Origin of the sequence: Pseudomonas sp. M1 (assembly GCF_022760135.1) — a bacterium.
Taxonomy (GTDB): Bacteria; Pseudomonadota; Gammaproteobacteria; order Pseudomonadales; family Pseudomonadaceae; genus Pseudomonas; species Pseudomonas citronellolis.
On record NZ_CP094343.1, the window covers coordinates 5081125 to 5101370 of the forward strand.

The window sequence follows — 20246 nt, forward strand, 5'->3', positions numbered from 1 at the left end:
GCTCAGAACGGCCACAGCGGGCTGAGGAAGAAGCGGTCCAGCCAACCCGGCTGGCTGGCGTCGGCGAAGGCGCCGGTGCCCGAGTAGGTGATGCGCGCATCCGCCACGCGGGTCGAGGACACGGTGTTGTCGGTGGCGATGTCGTCGGCGCGGATCAGCCCGGCGATGCGCACCAGCTCGTTGCCGGTGTTCAGCGTCATCCACTTCTCGCCGCGCACGGCGAGGATGCCGTTGGGCATGACTTCGGCCACGGTCACGGTGATCGAGCCGGTCAGGCTGTTGCTCTGCCCCGCTGCGCTGTCGCCCTTGGTCTCGCGGTTGCCGCTGTACTCGGCGCTGAGGCTCAGGTCGCCGCTGCCGAAGGGGTTGTTGGTGGTGGCCTTGCTGCCGAACAGCGAGGTCAGCCCCATCTTGTTGCTGCTGTCCTTGGAGATGTCCGAGTTGGCCTTCTTGCTCGCCTGGGTCTTCTCGTTGAGGGTGATGGTGATGATGTCACCGATGCGGAAGGCCTTGCGGTCGCCGTAGAGGTTGTTTTCGAACCCGGCCTGGTAGATGGAACCGTTGTTCTGCGCCGCGGGCATGGGCGTGCGTGGCATGACCGGCGCGTAGTACGGGTCGTCCGGCTTCGGCGGAGGACTGACGCAGCCGGCCAGCGCGGCGAGCGCCAGCAGCGGGAGAAGATGGGAACGGTTCATTGCAACTACCTCTCGGGGAGAGCCACTAACTGGCGGGCCGCGGGGCCCGCGTCATGCATCAAAGGTTCTGGGTGACGAAGGACAGCATCTGGTCGGCGGTGGAGATCACCTTGGAGTTCATCTCGTAGGCGCGCTGGGTGGTGATCATGTTGACCATCTCCTCCACCACGCTGACGTTGGAGTTCTCCAGGGTGTTCTGCTGCACGGTACCGAGGCCGTTCAGGCCCGGGGTGCCGACCTGCGGCGCGCCGCTGGCGGCGGTTTCCAGGAACAGGTTGTTGCCGGTCGCCTGCAGGCCCGCCGGGTTGATGAAGTCGGCGGTCTGGATGTTGCCGATGATCTGCGGCTGCGAGTTGCCGGCCACGGTCACCGAGACGGTGCCGTCGTTGCCGACGGTGAAGGTCTGGGTTTCCGCCGGGACCACGATGGCCGGCTCCAGGGCGTTGCCGTTGGAGGTGACGATCTGGCCGTCGGAGTTCAGGTGGAAGCTGCCGTCGCGGGTGTAGGCGACGGTGCCGTCCGGGGTCAGCACCTGGAAGAAGCCGCGGCCGTTGACCGCCATGTCCAGCGGGTTGTCGGTGGTCTGCAGGCTGCCGGCGGTGAAGTTCTTCTGGGTGCCGACGATGCGCACGCCGGTACCCAGCTGCAGGCCCGAGGGCAGTTGGCTGTCCTGGGTCGACTGGGCGCCGGGCTGGCGCTTGATCTGGTACAGCAGGTCCTGGAACTCGGCGCGGTCGCGCTTGAAGCCGGTGGTCGAGACGTTCGCCAGGTTGTTGGAAATGGTGGTCAGGTTCATGTCCTGGGCGGACAGGCCGGTCTTGCTGACCCACAGTGCCGGAAGCATATGTCTTCTCCTCGGGCGTCGGATTCATGACGCCTCGATCTGGTGATTAGCTAAATTGCAAAACCCGCGCCATGGCCTGGGAATCGTCCTCGGCGGTACGCATCATCTTCACGTGCAGCTCGAACTGGCGGGACAGCGCCAGGATCGAGGTCATCTCTTCCACCGCGTTGACGTTGCTCGCCTCGAGGAAGCCGGACTGCACGGTGGCGTTGGCGTCGGGCTGCGGCGCCGGCTGGCCCTGCTTCATGCGGATCATGCCGTCGGTGCCCTTCTCCAGCTGCTTCGGGTCCGGGGTGACCAGCTTGATGCGGTCGACGGTGGCCAGCGCGTTGGGATTGTTGCCCTGGCCGCGGACGGTGATGGTGCCGTCCTCGCCGATCTCGATCTTCTCTTCCGGCGGAATGGCGATCGGCCCGCCGTTGCCGAGCACCGGCAAACCGTCGCCGGTGCGCAGCTGGCCGAGGGCGTCGATTTCCAGGCTGCCGGTGCGCACGTAGGCTTCGCCGCCATCCGGGGCCTGCACGGCGATCCAGGCGTCGCCCTTGGCGGCGACGTCCAGGTCACGCCCGGTTTCCTGCAGGGCGCCGGCGGTGAAGTCGGTGGCCGGGCGTTCGCTCATGGCGAACACGCGCGCCGGAAAGCTGTCGCCGAAGACCGGCATCGCGCGCGCCTGTTCGAAGTCGCGACGGAAACCGGTCGTGGAAATGTTCGCCAGGTTGTTGGCGTGAGCCTGCATGGCCTGCGTGTTCTGGCTCGCGCCGCTCATGGCGACATACAGCATTCTGTCCAAGGTATTCCTCCAGTGCCGGGTCGGATTCCCGGCGGTGCTGGAGGTGTCTCAGCAAGGGCTGTGCCAGAATTGAAAAATCAACGCAAGCCGCTGATTCAAAAGGACGAATGAAAAAGAAAAGGCTCCCGAAGGAGCCTGAGGGGCCGTCAGGCGGCGAGGGGCTGCCGCCTGCGGCAAGAGCGCTTTGCCGCCATCAACGCAGGTTGATGATGGTGTCGGAGATGGTGCTCTCGGTCTGCACGGTCTTGGCGTTGGCCTGGTAGTTGCGCTGCGCGACTATCAGGTTGACCAGTTGCGCGGTGAGGTCGACGTTGGACTCTTCCAGCGAGCCGGAGCCCACCGAGCCCAGGGTGCCGGAGGTCGGCGTGCCGATCACCGCCTCGCCCGAGGCCAGCGACTGTTTCCAGGCGGTGCTGCCGACCGGGGTCAGGCCCTGGGTGTTGGCGAAGTTGGCCAGCACCAGTTGGCCGATCACCTTGGACTGGCCGTTGGTGTAGGTGGCGTACATCTGCCCGTCCACGTCCACCGACAGGCCGGACATCTGGCCGGTGGCGTAGCCGTCCTGGGTCACCGCGGTGACCGCGAAGGCGGCGTTGGTCTGGGTGGTCTTGGTCAGGTCGAGGCTGATGCCGCCGGTGGCCCCGGCTGCGCCGTTGGCGCCCCAGGTCACCGGGTCGGTGGTGGAATCGGTGATCGCCGCCGGCACCCAGCCGGTGAGCGTCATGGTCTTGTCCGCATTGACGGTCATGCCGGTGGAGGTGACGCCGGTCAGCTGGCCGGAGCTGTTGAAGCTCAGCTGGCTGGTCAGCGGCGTGGTGCTGGTCGGGTCGGTCGGCGAGCGGCCATCCACCAGGGTGTGCATGGTCCAGTTGTTGCTGCTGTCCTTGACGAAGTAGTTCGTCATGGTGTGCGAGTTGCCCTGGGAGTCGTAGATGTCCACCGAGGTCGACCAGTTGTAGCTGTCGGAATCGGCCGGGTCGAAGGTGGCGTTGGTCGGCGTGCTGGCCGCCGAGTTCAGGCTCAGCGTCGAGGTGATCTTCGAGGTCGGGCTCGGCGGCTGGTTGGCGGTGTCCACCTTCAGGTCGGTGATCACACCGTTGACGACCGAGCCGTTGCCGTTGACGCCATAGCCCTGCAGGCGGTTGCCGGAGCCGTCGACGATGTAGCCGTTGGCATCGGTGTTGAAGGAGCCGTTGCGGGTGTACAGGCGGCTGCCGTTGTCGCTGACCATGAAGAAGCCGTTGCCGCTGATGGCCAGGTCCAGGCTGCGGCCGGTGGAGGTCAGGTTGCCCTGGGTGAACTGCTGCGACACCGACTGGGTGATCACGCCGCTGCCCACGGCGTTGCGCCCGGTGCCGAGCATCGAGGCGGCGTACAGGTCGGCGAACTCGGTGCGCGAGGACTTGAAACCGGTGGTCCCGACGTTGGCGATGTTGTTGCCGGTCACGTTCAGGTCCGTGCTAGCGGCGTTCAAACCACTCAGGGCGGTATTGAAAGACATGGTCAGCTCCCGTGCCGAAGGACGGCGTTATTTTCCGATGGTCTGAATGCTGGAGGCGGAGACACTGCCGATGCCAGCGAGATTGAGGGTCATTTCCCCGCCGCTCTGGCCCAGCGTGACGCTGTTGACCGTGGCCGGCAGGTAGGTAGTCAGGGCGGTGCTGGTGCCGTCCAGCGAGGCCGTGGCCTTGATGGTGTAGGTGCCGGAGGCCACCTGCTCGCCGCTGTCGTCCTTGCCGTCCCAGGTGAAGTCGATGTTGCCGCTCTTCTGGCTGCCCATGTCGATGGTGCGCACCAGCTCGCCGTCGTCGTCATAGATTTTCAGGGTCACGCCATCGCCGTTGGACGGCATCACCAGCGAGCCCTGCACGCCGGCGCTGGGGTCGTCGACCTGGACCTTGCTGGAGTTGACGATCACCGAGCGGCCGACCAGGGACGAGGCCTGCAGCGCCTGGGACGACTGGAACGAGGAATAGAAGTTGCCCAGTGTGGTATCCAGGTTCTCCATGCTCTCCAGGCTGCTGAACTGGGCGAGCTGGGAGACGAACTGGGTGTTGTCCTGCGGGTCCAGCGGGTTCTGGTTGTTCAGCTGGGTGACCAGCAGTTGCAGGAACGAATCCTTGCCCAGCGCACTGGTGCCGGTTTCCGAGGTGGAAGACGAGGAACTCGACCCGGCGTTCAGCGACGAGAGGACCGAGTTCGAAGTGCTACTGGTGTTGTCGATGCTCATGGGGCGTCCTCTGCGCTTACTGACCCAGGGTCAGGACCTTCTGCATCATCTGCTTGGCGGTGTTCATCATTTCCGCGTTGCTCTGGAAGGAGCGGCTGGCGGACATCATGTCGGCCATCTCCTCCACCACGTTGACGTTGGGGTAGTACACGTAGCCGTTGGCGTCGGCGGCCGGATGGTTCGGCTCGTAGCGCGGCACCAGCGGGCTCTGGTCCTCGACCACGCCCAGCACCTGCACGCCGGTGCCGGCCTGGTCGGTGTCCTGGAACAGCGAGCCCTGACCGCTCTGCGCCTGCTGGAACATGGCGGAGAACACCGGGTGGCGGGCGCGGTAGGTCTGGTCGATGCTCGAGGACACGCTCTCGGCGTTGGCGATGTTCGAGGCGGTGGTGTTCAGACGGGTGGTCTGGGCACTCATGCCGCTACCGGCGATGTTGAAGACACTGGCAAGGGACATGGCTATCACTCTCCGCGCAGGGCGCCCATCAGGCCTTTGAACTTGCTGTTGAGGAAGGTGAAGCTGGCCTGGAACTGCACTGCGTTCTGCGCGTAGTTGGCCTGCTCGACCTGCTCGTCGACGGTGTTCTGGTCGATGGAGGGGTTGGTCGGGATGCGGTATTTCAGCGAGTCGTCGCCCATGGCCACGCCGTCGGCCTCGATGTGCCGGGCGTTGGTGACGGCGGTGCTGAAGGTGCCGCTCTTGGCCTTGTCGGCCTGGGCCGCGAGCACGGAAGCGAAGTCCAGGTCGCGCGCCTTGTAGTTGGGGGTGTCGGCGTTGGCCAGGTTGTTGGCCAACACTTCAGCGCGCTGCGAGCGGAAGCTGAGCGCTTGTGCGTGGATGCCGAGGGCGGAGTCGAAGCTGATGCTCATGGTCACGAACCTGTTTGCCGGTGTGGGCTTGCCAGCACTTCAGCAAGGTGCGTGCCAAAACGTTAAAGCCTTATGAATCAATGGACTGCCGCTGAATCAAGAGCGGCAAGGGGCGGCAAATCGCGGCAAGCGGCAAGGCCTTACCGCCCGGCGGCAATGCGTTCTGCCCATTCGAAGGGGTTACCCTCACCCCGGCCCTCTCCCGCAAGCGGGAGAGGGGGCTACCCGAGCCACCGGGGCGTCCGGTGTGGGCGGTGGGTCCAATCGCGGACAAGTCCGCTCCTACGCCCGTGCTTCCCTGGAACCGTAGGATGGGTTGAGCCTTGGCGAAACCCATGCGGTTGCGGTGATGGGTATCGCTTCGCTCAACACCATCCTACGAAAGCCATGCTCGCTCATGCGGTAGGAGGACCTTGTCCGCGATTGGACTCACCGCACACGCCGAAACGCCCCTTCAATCCATCCTACGAAAAGCCCCCAGGCACAGCCGGCAAGACGGCGAACGGCTCGTACGGATAGGCGAAGGGCGCCCCAGGGGCGCCCTTCTGTGATCGGCATAATGCCCGGCTACCTGGCCTTGTAGATGATCCCCGGGTTGCACTGGACCATCTGGTAATGCTCCGGCAGCCCGTTGAGCGCCTCGGAGGCGCCGAGGAACAGGTAGCCGCCGGGCTTGAGCGCCGCGTGCATGCGCAGCAGGATGTCGCGCTTGACCTCGGCGGAGAAGTAGATGAGCACGTTGCGGCAGAAGATCAGGTCGAACTTGCCGAGGGTGGCGTAGCTCTCCAGCAGGTTCAGCGCGCGGAACTCGACGCGGCCCTTGATCGCCGGCTTCACCGCCCAGCGCCCCGGCCCCTTGGTGTCGAAGTAGCGCTGCAGGCGCTCCTGGGACAGCCCGCGGCCGATGGCCAGGCTGTCGTACTCGCCGGCCTTCGCCGCGTTGAGCATGGAACCGGAGAGGTCGGTGGCGACGATCTGCACGCCGGCCTTGAGCTGGCCGAGGTTGGTCTTCTCGAACTCGTCGATGGTCATCGACAGCGAATAGGGCTCCTGCCCCGAGGAGCAGGCCGCCGACCAGATGCGCAGGCGCTGGCCCGGGTTGGCCTTGATCAGCTCGGCGAGGATGCGGTTCTTCAGCACCTCGAAGGGGTAGGTGTCGCGAAACCAGAGGGTCTCGTTGGTGGTCATGGCATCCACCACCTGCTCGCGCAGTTGGCTGCGGACCTGGATCTTCTGCACCAGCTCGCCCAGGCTCCTGATGCCCTGCTGCTCCATCAGCTTGTTCAGGCGGCTGGCGACCAGGTACTGCTTGTTGGCACCCAGGACGATGCCGCAGGCCTTTTCCAGGAAGTCCCGGAACAGCTCGAATTCCATGTTGGTCGATGTCACCGATCACGCCTCTTTCCAGTTGGCCGGGCGTCGATCCCGACGCCAGGCGGCCGGGGTCGCCCCCGGCCGTTGCAGACTACCCCGAAGTGCCCTCCTCAGCGTGCGTCCGCCGCCTTGATGCGCTCGACGACACGCGCCGCCAGATCATCGGGCCGGAACTTGGCGAGGAAGTCGTTGGCGCCGACCTTCCGCACCATCGCCTGGTTGAACACCCCGGACAGCGAAGTATGCAGGAGAATGTGCAGGTCCTGCAGCCGCGGATCGTGGCGAATCTCCGCGGTCAGGGTGTAGCCGTCCATTTCCGGCATCTCGATGTCGGAGATCACCATCAGCAATTCCTGGCCCGGATTGCCACCGGCGGCCAGCATCTGTTGAAGGTAGTCCAGCGCCTGGCGTCCGTCATTGAGCGCGAGCACTTCCACGCCCACGGTCTCCAGGCAGCGGATCAACTGCTTGCGCGCCACCGAGGAGTCGTCCACCACCAGCACCCGCTTGGTCACCGCCTGGGCCTGGGTGTCGGCGTCGATCACGCCCTCGGAGATGTCCTCGCTGGTGGGCGCGACCTCGGCGAGGATCTTCTCCACGTCGATGATCTCCACCAGTTGCTTGTCCACCCGCGTCACCGCCGTCAGGTAGTGGTCGCGGCCGGTGCCCTTGGGTGGCGGATGGATCTCCTCCCAGTTCATGTTGACGATGCGTTCCACCGAATGCACCAGGAAGCCCTGCACCTTGGTGTTGTACTCGGTGATGATCACGAAGCTGTTGTCGATCTCGCGCAGGCCGCGACGGCCGGTGGCCATCGACAGGTCGAGGATCGGAATGGTGCCGCCACGGATGTTCGCCACCCCGCGCACCACCGGACTGGACTTGGGCATCACGGTCAGGCGCGGGCACTGCAGTACCTCCTTCACCTTGAACACGTTGATGCCGTACAACTGGCTGCCATCCAGCCGGAACAGCAGCAGTTCGAGACGATTCTGCCCAACCAGCTGCGTTCGCTGGTTGACCGAATCCATGACTCCGGCCATTGCGCCCCCTTCGTATCCGCCGTGCCGCCCAGGGCGGCAATCGGCACGAGCCTTGCTTGAAGTCGTGGCATGAAACTGCCAACGACGTTTTTCCGACGGTCCCGAGCCCATGCCCTGTCACTCTGCGGAGTGCTCGGCATGCTGGGCGCGTTCGCCCCGGGTCCGACCTGGGCCGACGACTTCACCGCGCCCGAGATTCTTATCGGCTCCACCCAGGGCTTTCTTGAGTTCAAGGTGGAAGATTATCTGCAACGCAGCGGCATCGAGGCACGCTACGAGATAGAAGTGGCGCGCATCGACCCGCGCCTGCGTCTGGCGGCCTGCGACAAGGACCTGACGCAATCCCTGGAAAGCCCTGCGCAGCCCGTGGGGCGCGTCTCGGTGCTGGTGCGCTGCGAAGGCTCCTCGCCCTGGTCGGTATACGTGCCGGCCCAGGTCAAGCTGTTCCGCCAGGTAGTGGTGACCACCCAGCCGCTCAAGCGCGACCACGTGCTGGAGCCGGGTGACATCAGCCTGATGGAGCGCGACATCGGCCTGCTCAGCCAGGGCTACCTGACCGACCCGCAGCAGGCCGTGGGGCAGAAGCTCAAGCGACCGACGGTCAGCGACCAGATCCTCGCCCCGGTGTTCCTCGAACAGGCCGCGGCGGTGCGCAAGGGCGACCAGGTGGTGATCCGCGCGCAAACCGGCGCGGTCAACGTGGTGATGCCCGGCGAGGCCATGGCCGACGGGGTGCCCGGCGAGCAGATTCGCGTGCGCAATCTGCGTTCGCAGCGCATCATCAAGGCCCGGGTGGTGGAGCCAGGCGCGGTGCAGGTCACGCTCTAGCGGCGGAAGTCTGGCGCTTGCGCGCCAGCCTTCACTAAACTGTGCGAAGGCGCACGAAAAACCGCCCTAAAGTTTTAAGGATGTCAGCCGAAACCTACAGGCAAGCGTCCTAAACCCGCAGAGGTTCACTACCATGGTCATCGACTTCAACCGGCTGAACAATGCCAGCGCGCCGGTCTCCACCGGCAGCACCGGCAAGCCCCAGGCCGGCCGCAGCGAAGCCGCCGGCAGCGAAAGCGCCGGCAGCGCGTCGGCCGCTGGCAGCGGTGAGTCCGTGCAACTGAGCAGCACCGCCCAGCAATTGCAGAAAGCCAGCGACCAGCTGAAAGACCAACCCGTCGTCGACTCGGAAAAGGTCGCGCGGCTGAAGCAGGCCATCGCCGATGGCAGCTACCAGGTCGACAGCCAGAAAGTCGCCGGCAAACTGCTCGACTTCGAATCCCAGCGCTGAGCGCGGGGTTCCCCAAGGACGCCCTGAACGCCGAGCCGCCATGCCAAACGCCAGCCTGCTCCATCTGATCACCGAGGATATCGGCGCCGCCGAGGCTCTTCTGCAGCTGATCGAGGACGAATTCCACGCCCTCGACGCGCGTGACCTGGAGCGCCTGCAGGGCCTGCTCGACAGCAAGCTGCCGCTGCTCCAGCAGCTGGAGCGCAATGGCCGCCAGCGCAGCGAGACGCTGCGCCAGGCCGGCGTCGGCAGCGACCGCGCCGGCCTCGCCGCGCTGGCCGCGCAGGGCAAGGTGGAGCCGGGCACCGTGGAACTCAGCGAGCGCCTGGCGGCGCTGCTGGAACAATGCCAGCAGGCCAACCTGCGCAACGGCCGCATCATCCGCAACAACCAGCACGCCACCGGCCGCCTGCTGGACATCCTCCGCGGCCAGGACACCCCCAGCCTCTACGATCGCCGTGGCGGCGCGACCCAGGGCAGCCGCCAGCGTCCCCTCAGCCAGGCCTGAACCCTGGCGTCCGGCAGGGCGATGCGGCAGAATGCCATCGCCTTGCAAAAGAAAATTCCCACAATAAATACATCTGGAGATCGTAGGACAGTGGCAAGCCCGTTCGCCGAGGAAAATGGCCCGCAACCGCCGAAAACGCTCAAGGCGGCCGTGGAGATCCAGGCCAACCTGCGAATCCTGATGGATAGCCATGACCCGCTGGTGATCAGCTTCGCCGAGCGCAACCAGCGCTTCCAGAGCTTCGTCGTCGCGGTGGACCGCGAACGCAACCGGGTGGCCCTGGACGAACTGATCCCCAATGACGGCGAGCGTTTCCTGCAGAATGGCGAGAACTTCCGCATCGAAGCCTTCCATGAAGGCGTGCGGATCGCCTGGGAATGCCAGCAGGCCGCGCAGTTCAGCGAACTCGACGGCGCCCGCTGCTACTGGCTGCCGATGCCCGCCGAGATGCTCTACCACCAGCGCCGCAACGCCTACCGCGCGCCCCTCAAGCAGACCCAGCCGGTGGCCGTGGAACTGGCCGGCGACAAGCTCAAGGCCGCGCTGAGCGGCAACCTGCTGGACATCTCCGCCACCGGCTGCAAGGTGCGCTTCGCCGGCGACGTGCACGAGCGCCTGCAACCCGGCCAGCTCTACGAGCGCTTCACCGCCCGCCTGCCGTTCGGCGCCATCACCGTGGAAGTGGAGCTGCGCCACGTGCACTTCGACGAGAAGGTCAACGCCAGCTTCGCCGGCCTGCGCTTCAACTGCCTGAGCGGCCTGGAGCAGCGCCACATCGAGCGCTTCGTCTACCAGCTGCAGCGCGAAGCGCGGCGCTTCGAGAAGGACGAGCTGTTCTAGCGCCCGCCCTTCCCCGCCCTACCCCGGCCGGCTTTCCTCTTCCGCCTCGGGCACGCCGGCTGCCTCCGGCACCGCGGGCGCTGGCGCCGGGGTGGTCTTCATCTGTTCTTCCACCGTTTCGTCGGCCACCCGCGGGTCGAGCGCCGCCGACAGCGGCGAGCTGGCCAGGCTGTCGGCCATGGGCACGTGCTTCACCGGCGCCTCGTCGACACGGTGCAGACCGGTGACCTTCTCCGGACGCACGCGCCAGATGACGATCAGCGCGCAGGTCGCGGCGAAGGCGTAGAGCATGTTCGGGCCGAAGGCGCGCATCAGCGCTCCGGTCGCCAGCGGGCCGACGCAGGCGCCAACGCCGAAGGTGACCAGCAGCATGGCGGTCAGCGATACCCGCCGCTCGCCCTCGACGTGGTCGTTGGAGAAGGCCACCGCCAGCGGGTAGAGGGTGAACTGCACCAGGCAGACCATGAAGCCCATCGGCACCATGGCCTCCATCGGCAGCGACGGCAGCACCGCCAGCGGCAAGGCGAACACCAGCAGCAGGATGCCGGCGCTGCGGATCAGCAGCGCGCGGTCGTAGCGGTCCGACAGCCAGCCCAGCGGCCACTGCACCAGCAAGCCGGCGAAGATGCACACGCCCATGAACACGCCGATCTGCTCGACGCTCAGGCCCTGCTCGGTGGCGTACAGCGGCGCCAGGCCGTAGAAGGAACCGATCACCAGCCCGGAGACCAGCACCGTGGTCAACGACTGCGGCACCCGCTGGATGAAGAAGCGCGGCTCCAGCGGAGCCGGGTGCAGCGGCGCGGGGTGGACCTTGTGGGTGATGGACACCGGGATCAGCGACAGGGCGAAGGCCAGCGCGATCATCATCGGCAGGTCCGGGCCCAGCCCCGGGTGCGCCACCAGGATCAGCTGGCCGGCCACCAGGCCCAGGTAGGAGGCCACCATGTAGCCGGCGAACACCGCGCCGCGCTGGCGCGCCTCGGCCTGCTCGTTGAGCCAGCTCTCGATGACCATGTACTGGCACATCATGCCCAGGCCGATGAGCGTGCGCAGCAGCAGCCAGATCGCCGGCCAGCTGGTCAGGCCGATGCCCAGCACCGCCGCCACCACCAGGCCGCCGCAGGCGACGTAGGCGCGGATGTGGCCGACGCGGGCGATCAGCCGGTGGCCGATCTTGCCGCCCAGCACCAGGCCCAGGTAGTAGGCCGCCATCATCGCACCGATCCACAGGCCGTCGACCTTCTCGGCGGCCAGGCGCAGGCCCAGGTAGGTGCTCAGCAGGCCGGAGCCGGTGAGCAGGGTGAGGGTGGCGAAGTAAAGCGCACGGAAGGCAGTGAAAATCCGCATCGGACCTCCGGTCCAAGACGGGCGGCAGGACGCCGCCGTACTACACGAAGCACGCCCGCGCGAAGGCGGGCGTTCGCTACCAGCCTAGAGCCTGCCGCAAGGCGCGTCGAGCCCTTTGACGGGTACGCAAAGAAAGGCGTCGTCCACGGCAAAGCCGGCGGTCGGAACCCGCCGTGGCGGGCTCCGACCGGTCTCAGGCCTGGGCGGCCAGCACCCGGCGTTCCCAGGGGGTGATCTCGTCGAAGAAGCTGGTCAGCTCCAGCTCCTTGCTGGCCACGTAGCCGTCGACGAATTCGGCGCCGAACATCCGCCGCGCCAGCTCGCTGCGCTTCAGGCGGCGCAAGGCGTCGTACATGGTGCAGGGCAGCAGCAGCTCGTCCGGCACCTCGAACTCGCCCTGGATGGCCGCGCTGGGCTCCAGCTCGTTGTCGATGCCGTGCAGGCCGGCGGCCAGGCTGGCGGCGATGGCCAGGTAGGGGTTGGCGTCGGCGCCCGCCAGGCGGTTCTCCACCCGCCGCGCCACCGGCGGGCTGGCCGGGATGCGCAGGCCGGCGGCGCGGTTGTCGTGGGACCAGCAGGCGTTGTTCGGCGAGGCGTAGGGGTGGCACAGGCGCTGGAACGAGTTGACGTTGGGCGCGAACAGCAGGGTGAAGTCGGCCAGGCAGGCCTGCAGGCCGCCGATGAAATGACGGAAGGCCGGCGTGGCCTCGCCCTCGGCGTCGCTGAAGATGTTGCGGCCCTCGCCGTCCACCACGCTCTGGTGGATGTGCATGGAGCTGCCCGGGGTGTGCGCCAGCGGCTTGGCCATGCACACGACGAGCAGGCCGTGCTTGAGCGCCACTTCCTTGAGCAGGTGCTTGAACAGGAAGGTCTGGTCGGCCAGCAGCACCGGGTCGCCGTGCAGGAAGTTGATCTCGAACTGGCTGGTGCCCATCTCGTGCATGAAGGTGTCGCGCTCCAGCCCCACCGCGGCCATGCAGCGGTAGACGTCCTCGAAGAACGGGCGCAGGCCGTTGTTGGACGACACGCTGAACGCCGAGTGGCCCATCTCGCGGCGGCCGTCCAGGCCCAGCGGCGGCTGGAACGGCTGCTGCGGGTCCGGGTTGGGGGCGAAGACGAAGAACTCCAGCTCGGTGGCCACTACCGGTTGCCAGCCATGTTTGGCATAGCGCGCCACCACCTGCTTGAGCAGGCCGCGGCTGGACAGGCCGGAGGGCTGGCCGTCCAGCTCCACCGCGTCGCAGATGGCCAGGGCGCGCGGGCTGTCGCTCCAGGGCAGGCGATGGACCTGGGTGGGCTCGGCGATCAGGGCCAGGTCGCCGTCGTCGCTGCCGTAGAAGCGCGCCGGCGGGTAGCCGCCCATGATGCACTGCAGCAGCACGCCGCGGGCCAGCTGCAGGCGCCGCCCGGAAAGGAAGCCCTCGCCGGTCATCACCTTGCCGCGCGGCACCCCGTTGAGGTCGGGGGTGACGCATTCGATCTCTTCGACTCCAGCCAGGCGCTCGGCGAGCGGGCTGCGTCCTTCGCTAGTCATGACTTCTTATCCTTGTAATACGGCCGCACACAGGCTGTGCGACCTGTACAAAATACGCACCGGTCGTTCGATATTTCAAGCAGGTGGATGAAGGGAATTTCCGTACGCCACCGTAGTGTGCCGACTGCGCCGAGGCGCTCTTCGTAGGATGGGTTGAGCTTGCGAAACCCATCGGGCCATGGTGATGGGTATCGCTTCGCTCAACCCATCCTACGGGGCTGCCCCGCCCGCTCCTGCGGGGTACGCCACACACCGCGCCTATGAACGAAAACGCCGCCCCGAGGGGCGGCGCTGCGAACCTGGCGATCCGTCAGAACAGCTTGGTGAACAGCCAGTACAGCGAGCCAGATAGCACGATCGCCGCCGGCAGCGTCAGCACCCAGGCCATCAGCAGGTTGCGGATGGTGCGCATCTGCAGGCCCGAGCCGTTGGCCGCCATGGTCCCGGCCACGCCGGAGGACAGCACGTGGGTGGTGGACACCGGCAGGCCGTACATGTCCGCCGCGCCTATGGTGAGCATCGCCACCACCTCGGCCGAGGCGCCCTGGGCGTAGGTCAGGTGGCTCTTGCCGATCTTCTCGCCGACGGTCACCACGATGCGCTTCCAGCCGACCATGGTGCCCAGGCCGAGGGCGATGGCCACGGCGATCTTCACCCACAGCGGGATGAAGCGGGTGGCGTCGTCGATCTTGCCCTTGAAGGCCATCAGCCGCGCCTGGGTATCGGCGTCGAAGTCGCCGGCCTTGTCCTTGTCCATCACGCGGATGGTCTCGGAAGCCAGGTACATGTCGTTGCGCACGTTGGCCATGGCCTCGGCGGGCACCTTGGCCAGGCTGCCGTAGCTCTTCACCTCGGCGCCGATGCTGCCGGTCAGCGCGGCCAGCGAGGGCACCACGGCCGGCTTCACTTCATGGGTGCGGATGTATTCCGAGAGCACCGGGCGCGGGTCGGCCGGCGCCGTGCCCTGGGCGCTGCGCTGCAGGCCCTGCTGGGTGGCCTCGGCGAGGACCACGAAGGCGGTGGTCTGGTCGGCCGGGATGGCGCGGTTCAGCGCGTAGGCCATGGGCACGGTGCCGATCAGGATCAGCATGATCAGGCCCATGCCCTTCTGCCCGTCGTTGGAACCGTGGGCGAAGGACACCCCGGTGCAGGTCAGCACCAGCAGCCCGCGGATCCACCACGGCGGCGGCGCCTTGGCCTTGGGAGCCTTGTACAGCGCGCGGTTCTTCACCAATAGGCGCAGGGCCAGCAGCAACAGCGCCGAGCAGGCGAAGCCGATCAGCGGCGAGAGCAGCAGCGAGTAGCCGACCTTGGTCGCCTGCGCCCAGTCCACGCCGCTGGTGCCGTCGCGGCCGTGCATCAGCGCGTTGGCTACGCCGACGCCGATGATCGAGCCGATCAGAGTGTGCGAGGACGACGCCGGCAGGCCCAGCCACCAGGTGCCGAGGTTCCACAGGATGGCGGCGATCAGCAGGGCGAAGACCATGGCGAAGCCGGCCGAGGAGCCGACCTGCAGGATCAGCTCCACCGGCAGCAGGGCGATGATGCCGAAGGCCACCGCGCCACTGGAGAGCAGCACGCCGAGGAAGTTGAAGCAGCCGGACCAGACCACCGCGAAATGCGGCGGCAGCGAATGGGTATAGATGACGGTGGCCACGGCGTTGGCGGTGTCGTGGAAGCCGTTGACGAACTCGAACCCCAGGGCGATCAGCAGGGCCACGCCGAGCAGCAGGAAAGGCGTCCAGGTGGTGACCGCGCTGGCCACCTCGTCGACGTCATGGACCAGGCTCCAGGCGGAGAACAGCAGGCCGACGGCCAGCAATGCATAGAACGCCAGGGCCGTGAGGCGGCCGGGCTTGCTGTCCAGGTGCGGACGGCCTTCGAGAACGGCGGCGCCGTCCCTGGCCAGGGTTTCGCTAGTCATGCGGGAATCCGGTTGCGGGAGATGACCGCGCCAGCATGACGGGCAAGTGTGACAATTTATGTCTGGGAGGCCGAGAACATCCCTGGCGTAGGGCGGATAACCGTTCGCGGTTATACGCCGCCTCACCCTCCTCTCCGCCCCTGCCTCGGCCGAACCGGGAGAATGCGTGACCTGCGCCAAGCTCGACAGCGAGCGGGCCGGCGACCAAGGTCAAACGGCGGATAACGCCAGAGGCGTTATACGCCCTACGCGAAGGCCGAACCTGGCGTAGGGCGTATAACCGTTCGCGGTTATACGCCGCCTCACCTTTCTCATCGACCCTGCCTCGGCCGAACCGGGGGAATGCGTGACCCGCGCCAAGCTCGACACCGAGCGGCCGGCGGGCGAGGTCAAACGGCGGATAACGTGGAACGTTATCCGCCCTACGCCTGCTCTGGATTCAATAATGCTCCGGCACCACCATTTCTCCCGGCGTGGGGATGCGCACGTAGTCGGCATGGCGCTGGCGCATCGGCAGTTCGACGTGCAGGTGCGCCACTTCCTCGTAGGGCACCTGGCCGAGCAGATGGTGGATGCAGTTGAGCCGCGCGCGCTTCTTGTCGTCGGCCTGCACCACCCACCAGGGCGCCTCGGCGATGTGGGTGCGTTCGAGCATGATCTCCTTGGCCTTGGTGTAGGCCTCCCAGCGGCGCCGCGATTCCAGGTCCATGGGGCTGAGCTTCCATTGCTTGAGCGGGTCGTGGATGCGGCTGAGGAAGCGCATGTGCTGCTCCTCGTCGGTGATCGAGAACCAGTACTTGACCAACTGGATGCCCGAGCGCGCCAGCATGCGCTCGAACTCCGGCACGCTGCGGAAGAACTCCTCGTACTGTTCGTCGTTGCAGAAGCCCATCACCCGTTCCACCCCGGCGCGGTTGTACCAGCTGCGGTCGAACAGCACGATCTCCCCCGCCGCCGGCAGGTGCGAGACGTAGCGCTGGAAGTACCACTGGGTGCGCTCGCGGTCGTTCGGCGCCGGCAGCGCCGCGACACGGCACACGCGCGGGTTGAGGCGCTGGGTGATGCGCTTGATCACCCCGCCCTTGCCCGCCGCGTCGCGGCCTTCGAAGAGGATCACCAGCTTGTGCCCGGTCTTGACCACCCAGCTCTGCAGCTTCACCAGCTCGCCCTGCAGGCGGAACAGCTCGCTGAAGTAGCGGCGGCGGGCGATCTTCTCCTCGTCGCCGTCGGGGATGTGGTCGTCGAACAGCTCGTCGAGGTTGCGCACGTCCTCCAGCAGTTCCAGCTCCAGTTCCTCGTCGCTGTGGTCGAGAAGCTCGCGGTGGATGCGGCGGATCAGGTTGTCGTTGCTCAGTGGCATGGCCGGGACCTCGCTGGCGGGATGCGTGTCGCGCCAGCCTAGGCCGCGCCGGTGTCAGGCGCGTGACAGCTCAGGCGTCGTTGCGCTTGCGGAAGGCCCAGCGCCAGGCCAGCAGGGTGAAGCTGGCCACCAGCATCACCAGCAGCCAGAAACCGTGGGGGTTCTCCGCCAGGGGAATGCCGCCGACGTTCATGCCGAAGAAGCCGGCGACTATGTTGATCGGCAGCGCCAGCACCGTGACCACCGTCAGGGTGAACAGGGTGCGGTTGCTCTGTTCGTTGAGCTGCGCGGCGATCTCTTCCTGCAGCAGCTTGATGCGCTCGCCCAGGGAGGTGAGGTCGCTGATCACCAGGGAGAATTCCTCGGTGGCCTCGCGCAGGTCGCGCACGTCGGCCTCCTGCAACCATTCCGGCGGGCGGTTGAGCAGCCGCAGTAGCGAACCCGGCTCCAGCGCCAGCAGGCGCTGCAGGCGCACCAGCACGCGGCGCATGGCACCCAGGTCGGCGCGGTTGTCGGAGAGGTTCTGCGACAGCAGGCGGTCCTCGATGCGGTCCACGCCCACGGTGGTCTCGCGGACGATCTGGGTGAGGATGTCGCCCTGGTCGCGCAGCAAATGCACCAGCAGCTCCAGCGGCGAGCGGAAGCACTCGCCGTGCTTGACCGAGGAGCGCAGGCGGTCCACCGAGCGCAGCGGCTGCATGCGCGCGGTCACCAGCAGGCGCCGGCGCGCGCAGACCCACAGGGTGGCCACGTCCGAGGAGACGCTGCCGAAGTTGAACACCACGTCGTTGACCACCGCCAGCAGCGCCGCGTCGACGTGCTCGATGCGCGTGGAGCGCGAGCCCTCGCGCAGGGTCTCGAAGAAGGTTTCGGGCAGCTCCAGGTGGCCCTTCATCCAGCGCTCGCAGGCGGCGTGGGCGAGGTTCAGGTGCAGCCAGACGAAGTCCTCGCCCTCCCCCGGCGCCTCCAGCCAGCGCAGCGCGGCGCTGGAATCCAGTTCCTGGCCGCGCTGCCCGGGGTGGAAGCGGAAGCCGTAGAGCAACCCGAACAGGTCGGAATCCCAGGGGTCCTGGGTGAAACGTTGGTTCATGCGCGCTCGCTGAATGTGGCATCGCCCTGGGCCGGGCCGGCGGCCTTCCTGCTTAGCAGGCCGGCATGACGATCCGGTGACAGGGCCATGACGGGGCTCCTCAGCCGAACAGCCCGGCGATGGTCCGCTCGCCCAACGCCGGCCCCACGCTCATGCCGACGCCGGTGTGCATCAGCACCGCGCTGATGCCCGCCTCCACCTGCAACACCGAGAACGGTGCCGGGCCACGCGCGCCGTACACGCCCTGCCAGCGCTCGACCACCTCGACGCGCATGCCCAGGGTGTCCTCGGCCAGGTCGAGCATCAGGCGGTCCACCGCTTCGGCGTTGAAGGGCGCGGCATCGCTGCCGTAGTCGTGGGAATCGCCGATGATCAGCTCGCCGTAGGGCGTGGGGCTGATCAGCAGGTGGATGCCGTGGCTCTCCAGCGCCGGCGTCTCGCGGCGGATCTGTTCGTGGATCGCCTGGGCCTGCGGCAGGTCGGCGAAGGCGCCGTAGTGCACGCAGCTCAGCCCGGTCAGCAGCGCGTGGCCCAGGCCCAGATCGCGCTCGGGGCGGGCGCGGAGCATCTGCAGGCGGCACACCTGCGGCTTCAGCGCGGCCAGTTGCTCGGCCAGCAGGGTCTGGTAGTCGTGGCCGGAGCAGACCACTATCTGCCCGGCCTGGAAGGTGCCGGCAGTGGTGCGCAGCAGGCCCGGCTCGATGTCGCGCACCAGGGTGGAGAAGTGGAATTCCACCTTCAGCTCGCGGCGCAGCCAGTCGATCAACGCCGGCAGCGCTTCGCGAGAGTAGAGCTGCTGGTCATCGAGGCTGTGCAGGGCCGCGCGGTGCTTGCTGAAAGCGCCGTCGTAGAGCGCGTCCAGGGCCTTGCCGCGGAGCAGTTCGGCGCGGTAGCCGTGCTCCCTGGCGCGGCCGGCGCAGAAGGCTTCCAGCAGGTTTTCCTCGGCCTCGCTGCGGGCGAACAGCAGCGAGCCGTTGCGGCGGATGGCGAAGCCGGCGCGCTCGGCCCATTCGGCCCACAGCGGGCGGCTGGCGCGGGCCAGGTCGAGCATGACGCCCGGCGGCTGGCCGCCGACCAGGGCCTGGCCGAAATTGCGGATGGAGGCGCCGAGCGGCGTGGCGCTGCGTTCGAAGACGCGCACGCGGAGGCCACGGCGGGCGGCGGCGTAGGCGTGGGACAGGCCGAGGATGCCGGCGCCGATGATGGCGATGTCGGTGTTTTGTTGGGACATGGGGGTGGTCCTTGGGTGCGTGAAGAGCCCCTCTCCCCAACCCTCTCCCTGAAGGGAGAGGGGGCTGTTCGGCGCGTGGATCGATATCTGAGCCCGCCTGAAACCTCAGGAGGAACACCATGACGATGACGCTGCAGAGGGAGTCCCCTCTCCCTTCAGGGCGGGGCGCGCAGTCGAGGGCTAGGGAGAGGGTGCTCTCCTCTGCTTCACGTTTATTGCTGCGCCACCTTCTCCGACTTGCCGTCATAGCGCTTACGCCATTCGGCCAGGATGGCGTCGCGGTTCTTCGAGGCCCAGGCGAAGTCGTTCTTGATCAGGCGCTGCTCGTAGTCCGCCGGCAGTTCGGTCTGCGGCTTGGCGATGCCCGGCTGGGCGAGCACGGCGAAGTTCTCCTTGTACAGCTCCATGGCCGCCGGGCTTGCGGAGAAGTCGGCGAGTTTCTTCGCCGCGTCCAGGTGCTGGGTGCCTTTGACGATGCCGGTGGCCTCGATTTCCCAGCCCAGGCCTTCCTTGGGCAGCACTATGTCCAGCGGCGCGCCCTGGCGCTTGAGTTGCACGGCCGGGTACTCGAAGGAGATACCGATCGGGAACTCGCCGGCGGCGGCCAGCTTGCACGGCTTGGAGCCGGAGTGGACGTACTGGCCGATGTTCTCGTGCAGGGCGTCCATGTAGGCCCAGCCCTGTTTCTCGCCGAAGGTCTGCAGCCAGGCGGAGACGTCGAGGAAGCCGGTGCCGGAGGACGCCGGGTTGGGCATGACGATCTTGCCCTTGTACTCGGGCCTGGTCAGGTCCTGCCAGCTGATGGGCTTCGACAGGCCCTGTTTCTCGGCTTCCACGCTGTTGAAACAGATGGTCGCGGCCCACACGTCCATGCCCACCCAGGCCGGCGGGTTGGCCGGGTCGCGGTAGTTCTTGCCGATGGCGGCCAGGTCCTGGGGCGCGTACTTCTCCAGCATGTCCTGCGCATCGAGGATGGCCAGGCTGGAGGCGGCCAGGCCCCAGACCACGTCGGCTTGCGGGCGGTCCTTCTCGGCCAGCAGCTTGGCGGTGACGATGCCGGTGGAGTCACGCACCCACTTGATCTCGATGTCCGGGTTCTGCTTCTCGAAGGCTTCCTTGTAGGCCTTCAGCTGCTCCGGCTCCAGGGCGGTATAGACGGTCAGTTCGGTGGCGGCGCTGGCGTGCAGGCTGAAACCGGCGAGCACGGCGGCGGCGAGGGCGAGGCGTTTGAACATGGTGCGCTCCTTCTGTTTGTTGGGCCCCCGCGTTCGCGGGGGTGACGCT

Annotated in this window: 20 protein-coding genes; 4 read left to right on the top strand and 16 right to left on the bottom strand. The window is 67.0% G+C overall.

The genetic code is table 11. From position 1 onward, the window contains the following. Nucleotides 1–2 precede the first annotated feature (2 nt). From flgH to PM1_RS22330, 9 genes are all read right to left on the bottom strand, one after another. Nucleotides 3–695 (bottom strand): flagellar basal body L-ring protein FlgH, encoded by a 693-nt coding sequence (gene flgH / locus PM1_RS22290; RefSeq protein WP_009620840.1) that lies wholly within the window; start codon nucleotides 693–695, stop codon nucleotides 3–5. A 58-nt stretch (nucleotides 696–753) separates the two neighbouring features. Further along, complete coding sequence (gene flgG, locus PM1_RS22295) at nucleotides 754–1539, bottom strand: flagellar basal-body rod protein FlgG (RefSeq protein WP_009620838.1); 786 nt, start codon at nucleotides 1537–1539, stop codon at nucleotides 754–756. Nucleotides 1540–1585: 46 nt separating this feature from the next. Further along, on the bottom strand, nucleotides 1586–2329 hold the full coding sequence (flgF, locus tag PM1_RS22300; RefSeq protein ID WP_009620836.1) for a flagellar basal-body rod protein FlgF: 744 nt from the start codon (nucleotides 2327–2329) through the stop codon (nucleotides 1586–1588). Nucleotides 2330–2522: 193 nt separating this feature from the next. After that, complete coding sequence (gene flgE / locus PM1_RS22305) at nucleotides 2523–3830, bottom strand: flagellar hook protein FlgE (RefSeq protein ID WP_009620835.1); 1308 nt, start codon at nucleotides 3828–3830, stop codon at nucleotides 2523–2525. 27 nt (nucleotides 3831–3857) lie between these two features. Beyond that, complete coding sequence (flgD, locus tag PM1_RS22310) at nucleotides 3858–4559, bottom strand: flagellar hook assembly protein FlgD (RefSeq protein WP_009620833.1); 702 nt, start codon at nucleotides 4557–4559, stop codon at nucleotides 3858–3860. Nucleotides 4560–4575: 16 nt separating this feature from the next. Next, nucleotides 4576–5016 (bottom strand): flagellar basal body rod protein FlgC, encoded by a 441-nt coding sequence (gene flgC / locus PM1_RS22315; RefSeq protein ID WP_009620831.1) that lies wholly within the window; start codon nucleotides 5014–5016, stop codon nucleotides 4576–4578. A 5-nt stretch (nucleotides 5017–5021) separates the two neighbouring features. After that, nucleotides 5022–5429, bottom strand: a complete 408-nt coding sequence (flgB, locus tag PM1_RS22320) for a flagellar basal body rod protein FlgB (protein WP_009620829.1) — start codon at nucleotides 5427–5429, stop codon at nucleotides 5022–5024. A gap of 567 nt (nucleotides 5430–5996) precedes the next feature. After that, entirely contained in the window at nucleotides 5997–6803 is an 807-nt protein-coding gene (cheR, locus tag PM1_RS22325; protein WP_178132240.1) for a protein-glutamate O-methyltransferase CheR, read from the bottom strand. 110 nt (nucleotides 6804–6913) lie between these two features. Then, nucleotides 6914–7846: a chemotaxis protein CheV gene (locus tag PM1_RS22330; RefSeq protein ID WP_009620824.1), complete on the bottom strand. Its 933-nt coding sequence runs from the start codon at nucleotides 7844–7846 to the stop codon at nucleotides 6914–6916. A 138-nt stretch (nucleotides 7847–7984) separates the two neighbouring features. On the opposite strand from PM1_RS22330, the gene flgA reads away from it, so the two are divergent. The 4 genes from flgA (at nucleotide 7985) to PM1_RS22350 (ending at nucleotide 10473) form a co-directional block, all read left to right on the top strand. Beyond that, entirely contained in the window at nucleotides 7985–8674 is a 690-nt protein-coding gene (flgA, locus tag PM1_RS22335; protein ID WP_009620823.1) for a flagellar basal body P-ring formation chaperone FlgA, read from the top strand. Between the two features lie 133 nt (nucleotides 8675–8807). Beyond that, complete coding sequence (gene flgM / locus PM1_RS22340) at nucleotides 8808–9125, top strand: flagellar biosynthesis anti-sigma factor FlgM (protein WP_009620820.1); 318 nt, start codon at nucleotides 8808–8810, stop codon at nucleotides 9123–9125. A 40-nt stretch (nucleotides 9126–9165) separates the two neighbouring features. Then, nucleotides 9166–9633 carry a flagella synthesis protein FlgN gene (locus PM1_RS22345; RefSeq protein WP_009620818.1) on the top strand — a complete coding sequence of 156 codons (468 nt, stop codon included), beginning with the start codon at nucleotides 9166–9168 and terminating at the stop codon, nucleotides 9631–9633. Between the two features lie 90 nt (nucleotides 9634–9723). Next, nucleotides 9724–10473, top strand: coding sequence for a flagellar brake protein (locus PM1_RS22350; RefSeq protein WP_009620816.1), 750 nt, complete (start codon nucleotides 9724–9726; stop codon nucleotides 10471–10473). A gap of 18 nt (nucleotides 10474–10491) precedes the next feature. Here the strand turns inward: PM1_RS22350 and PM1_RS22355 are convergent, their stop codons facing one another. The 7 genes from PM1_RS22355 to PM1_RS22385 form a co-directional block, all read right to left on the bottom strand. After that, nucleotides 10492–11823 (bottom strand): MFS transporter, encoded by a 1332-nt coding sequence (locus PM1_RS22355; RefSeq protein WP_009620814.1) that lies wholly within the window; start codon nucleotides 11821–11823, stop codon nucleotides 10492–10494. Nucleotides 11824–12016: 193 nt separating this feature from the next. Next, nucleotides 12017–13255: a glutamine synthetase family protein gene (locus PM1_RS22360; RefSeq protein WP_173427900.1), complete on the bottom strand. Its 1239-nt coding sequence runs from the start codon at nucleotides 13253–13255 to the stop codon at nucleotides 12017–12019. Nucleotides 13256–13667: 412 nt separating this feature from the next. After that, entirely contained in the window at nucleotides 13668–15281 is a 1614-nt protein-coding gene (locus PM1_RS22365; protein ID WP_009620811.1) for an inorganic phosphate transporter, read from the bottom strand. A gap of 439 nt (nucleotides 15282–15720) precedes the next feature. Further along, a complete protein-coding gene (gene ppk2, locus PM1_RS22370) occupies nucleotides 15721–16641 on the bottom strand; it encodes a polyphosphate kinase 2 (protein ID WP_009620802.1) in 921 nt (306 codons plus the stop codon). 70 nt (nucleotides 16642–16711) lie between these two features. Continuing rightward, the gene (locus tag PM1_RS22375; protein WP_009620800.1) at nucleotides 16712–17731 is read right to left on the bottom strand and encodes a transporter; all 1020 of its coding nucleotides are present in this window, start codon (nucleotides 17729–17731) and stop codon (nucleotides 16712–16714) included. A 100-nt stretch (nucleotides 17732–17831) separates the two neighbouring features. Next, entirely contained in the window at nucleotides 17832–18962 is a 1131-nt protein-coding gene (locus tag PM1_RS22380) for a TIGR03364 family FAD-dependent oxidoreductase (RefSeq protein ID WP_009620792.1), read from the bottom strand. A 212-nt stretch (nucleotides 18963–19174) separates the two neighbouring features. Continuing rightward, nucleotides 19175–20197 (bottom strand): putative 2-aminoethylphosphonate ABC transporter substrate-binding protein, encoded by a 1023-nt coding sequence (locus PM1_RS22385; protein ID WP_009620790.1) that lies wholly within the window; start codon nucleotides 20195–20197, stop codon nucleotides 19175–19177. Between the last annotated feature and the right edge of the window lie 49 nt (nucleotides 20198–20246).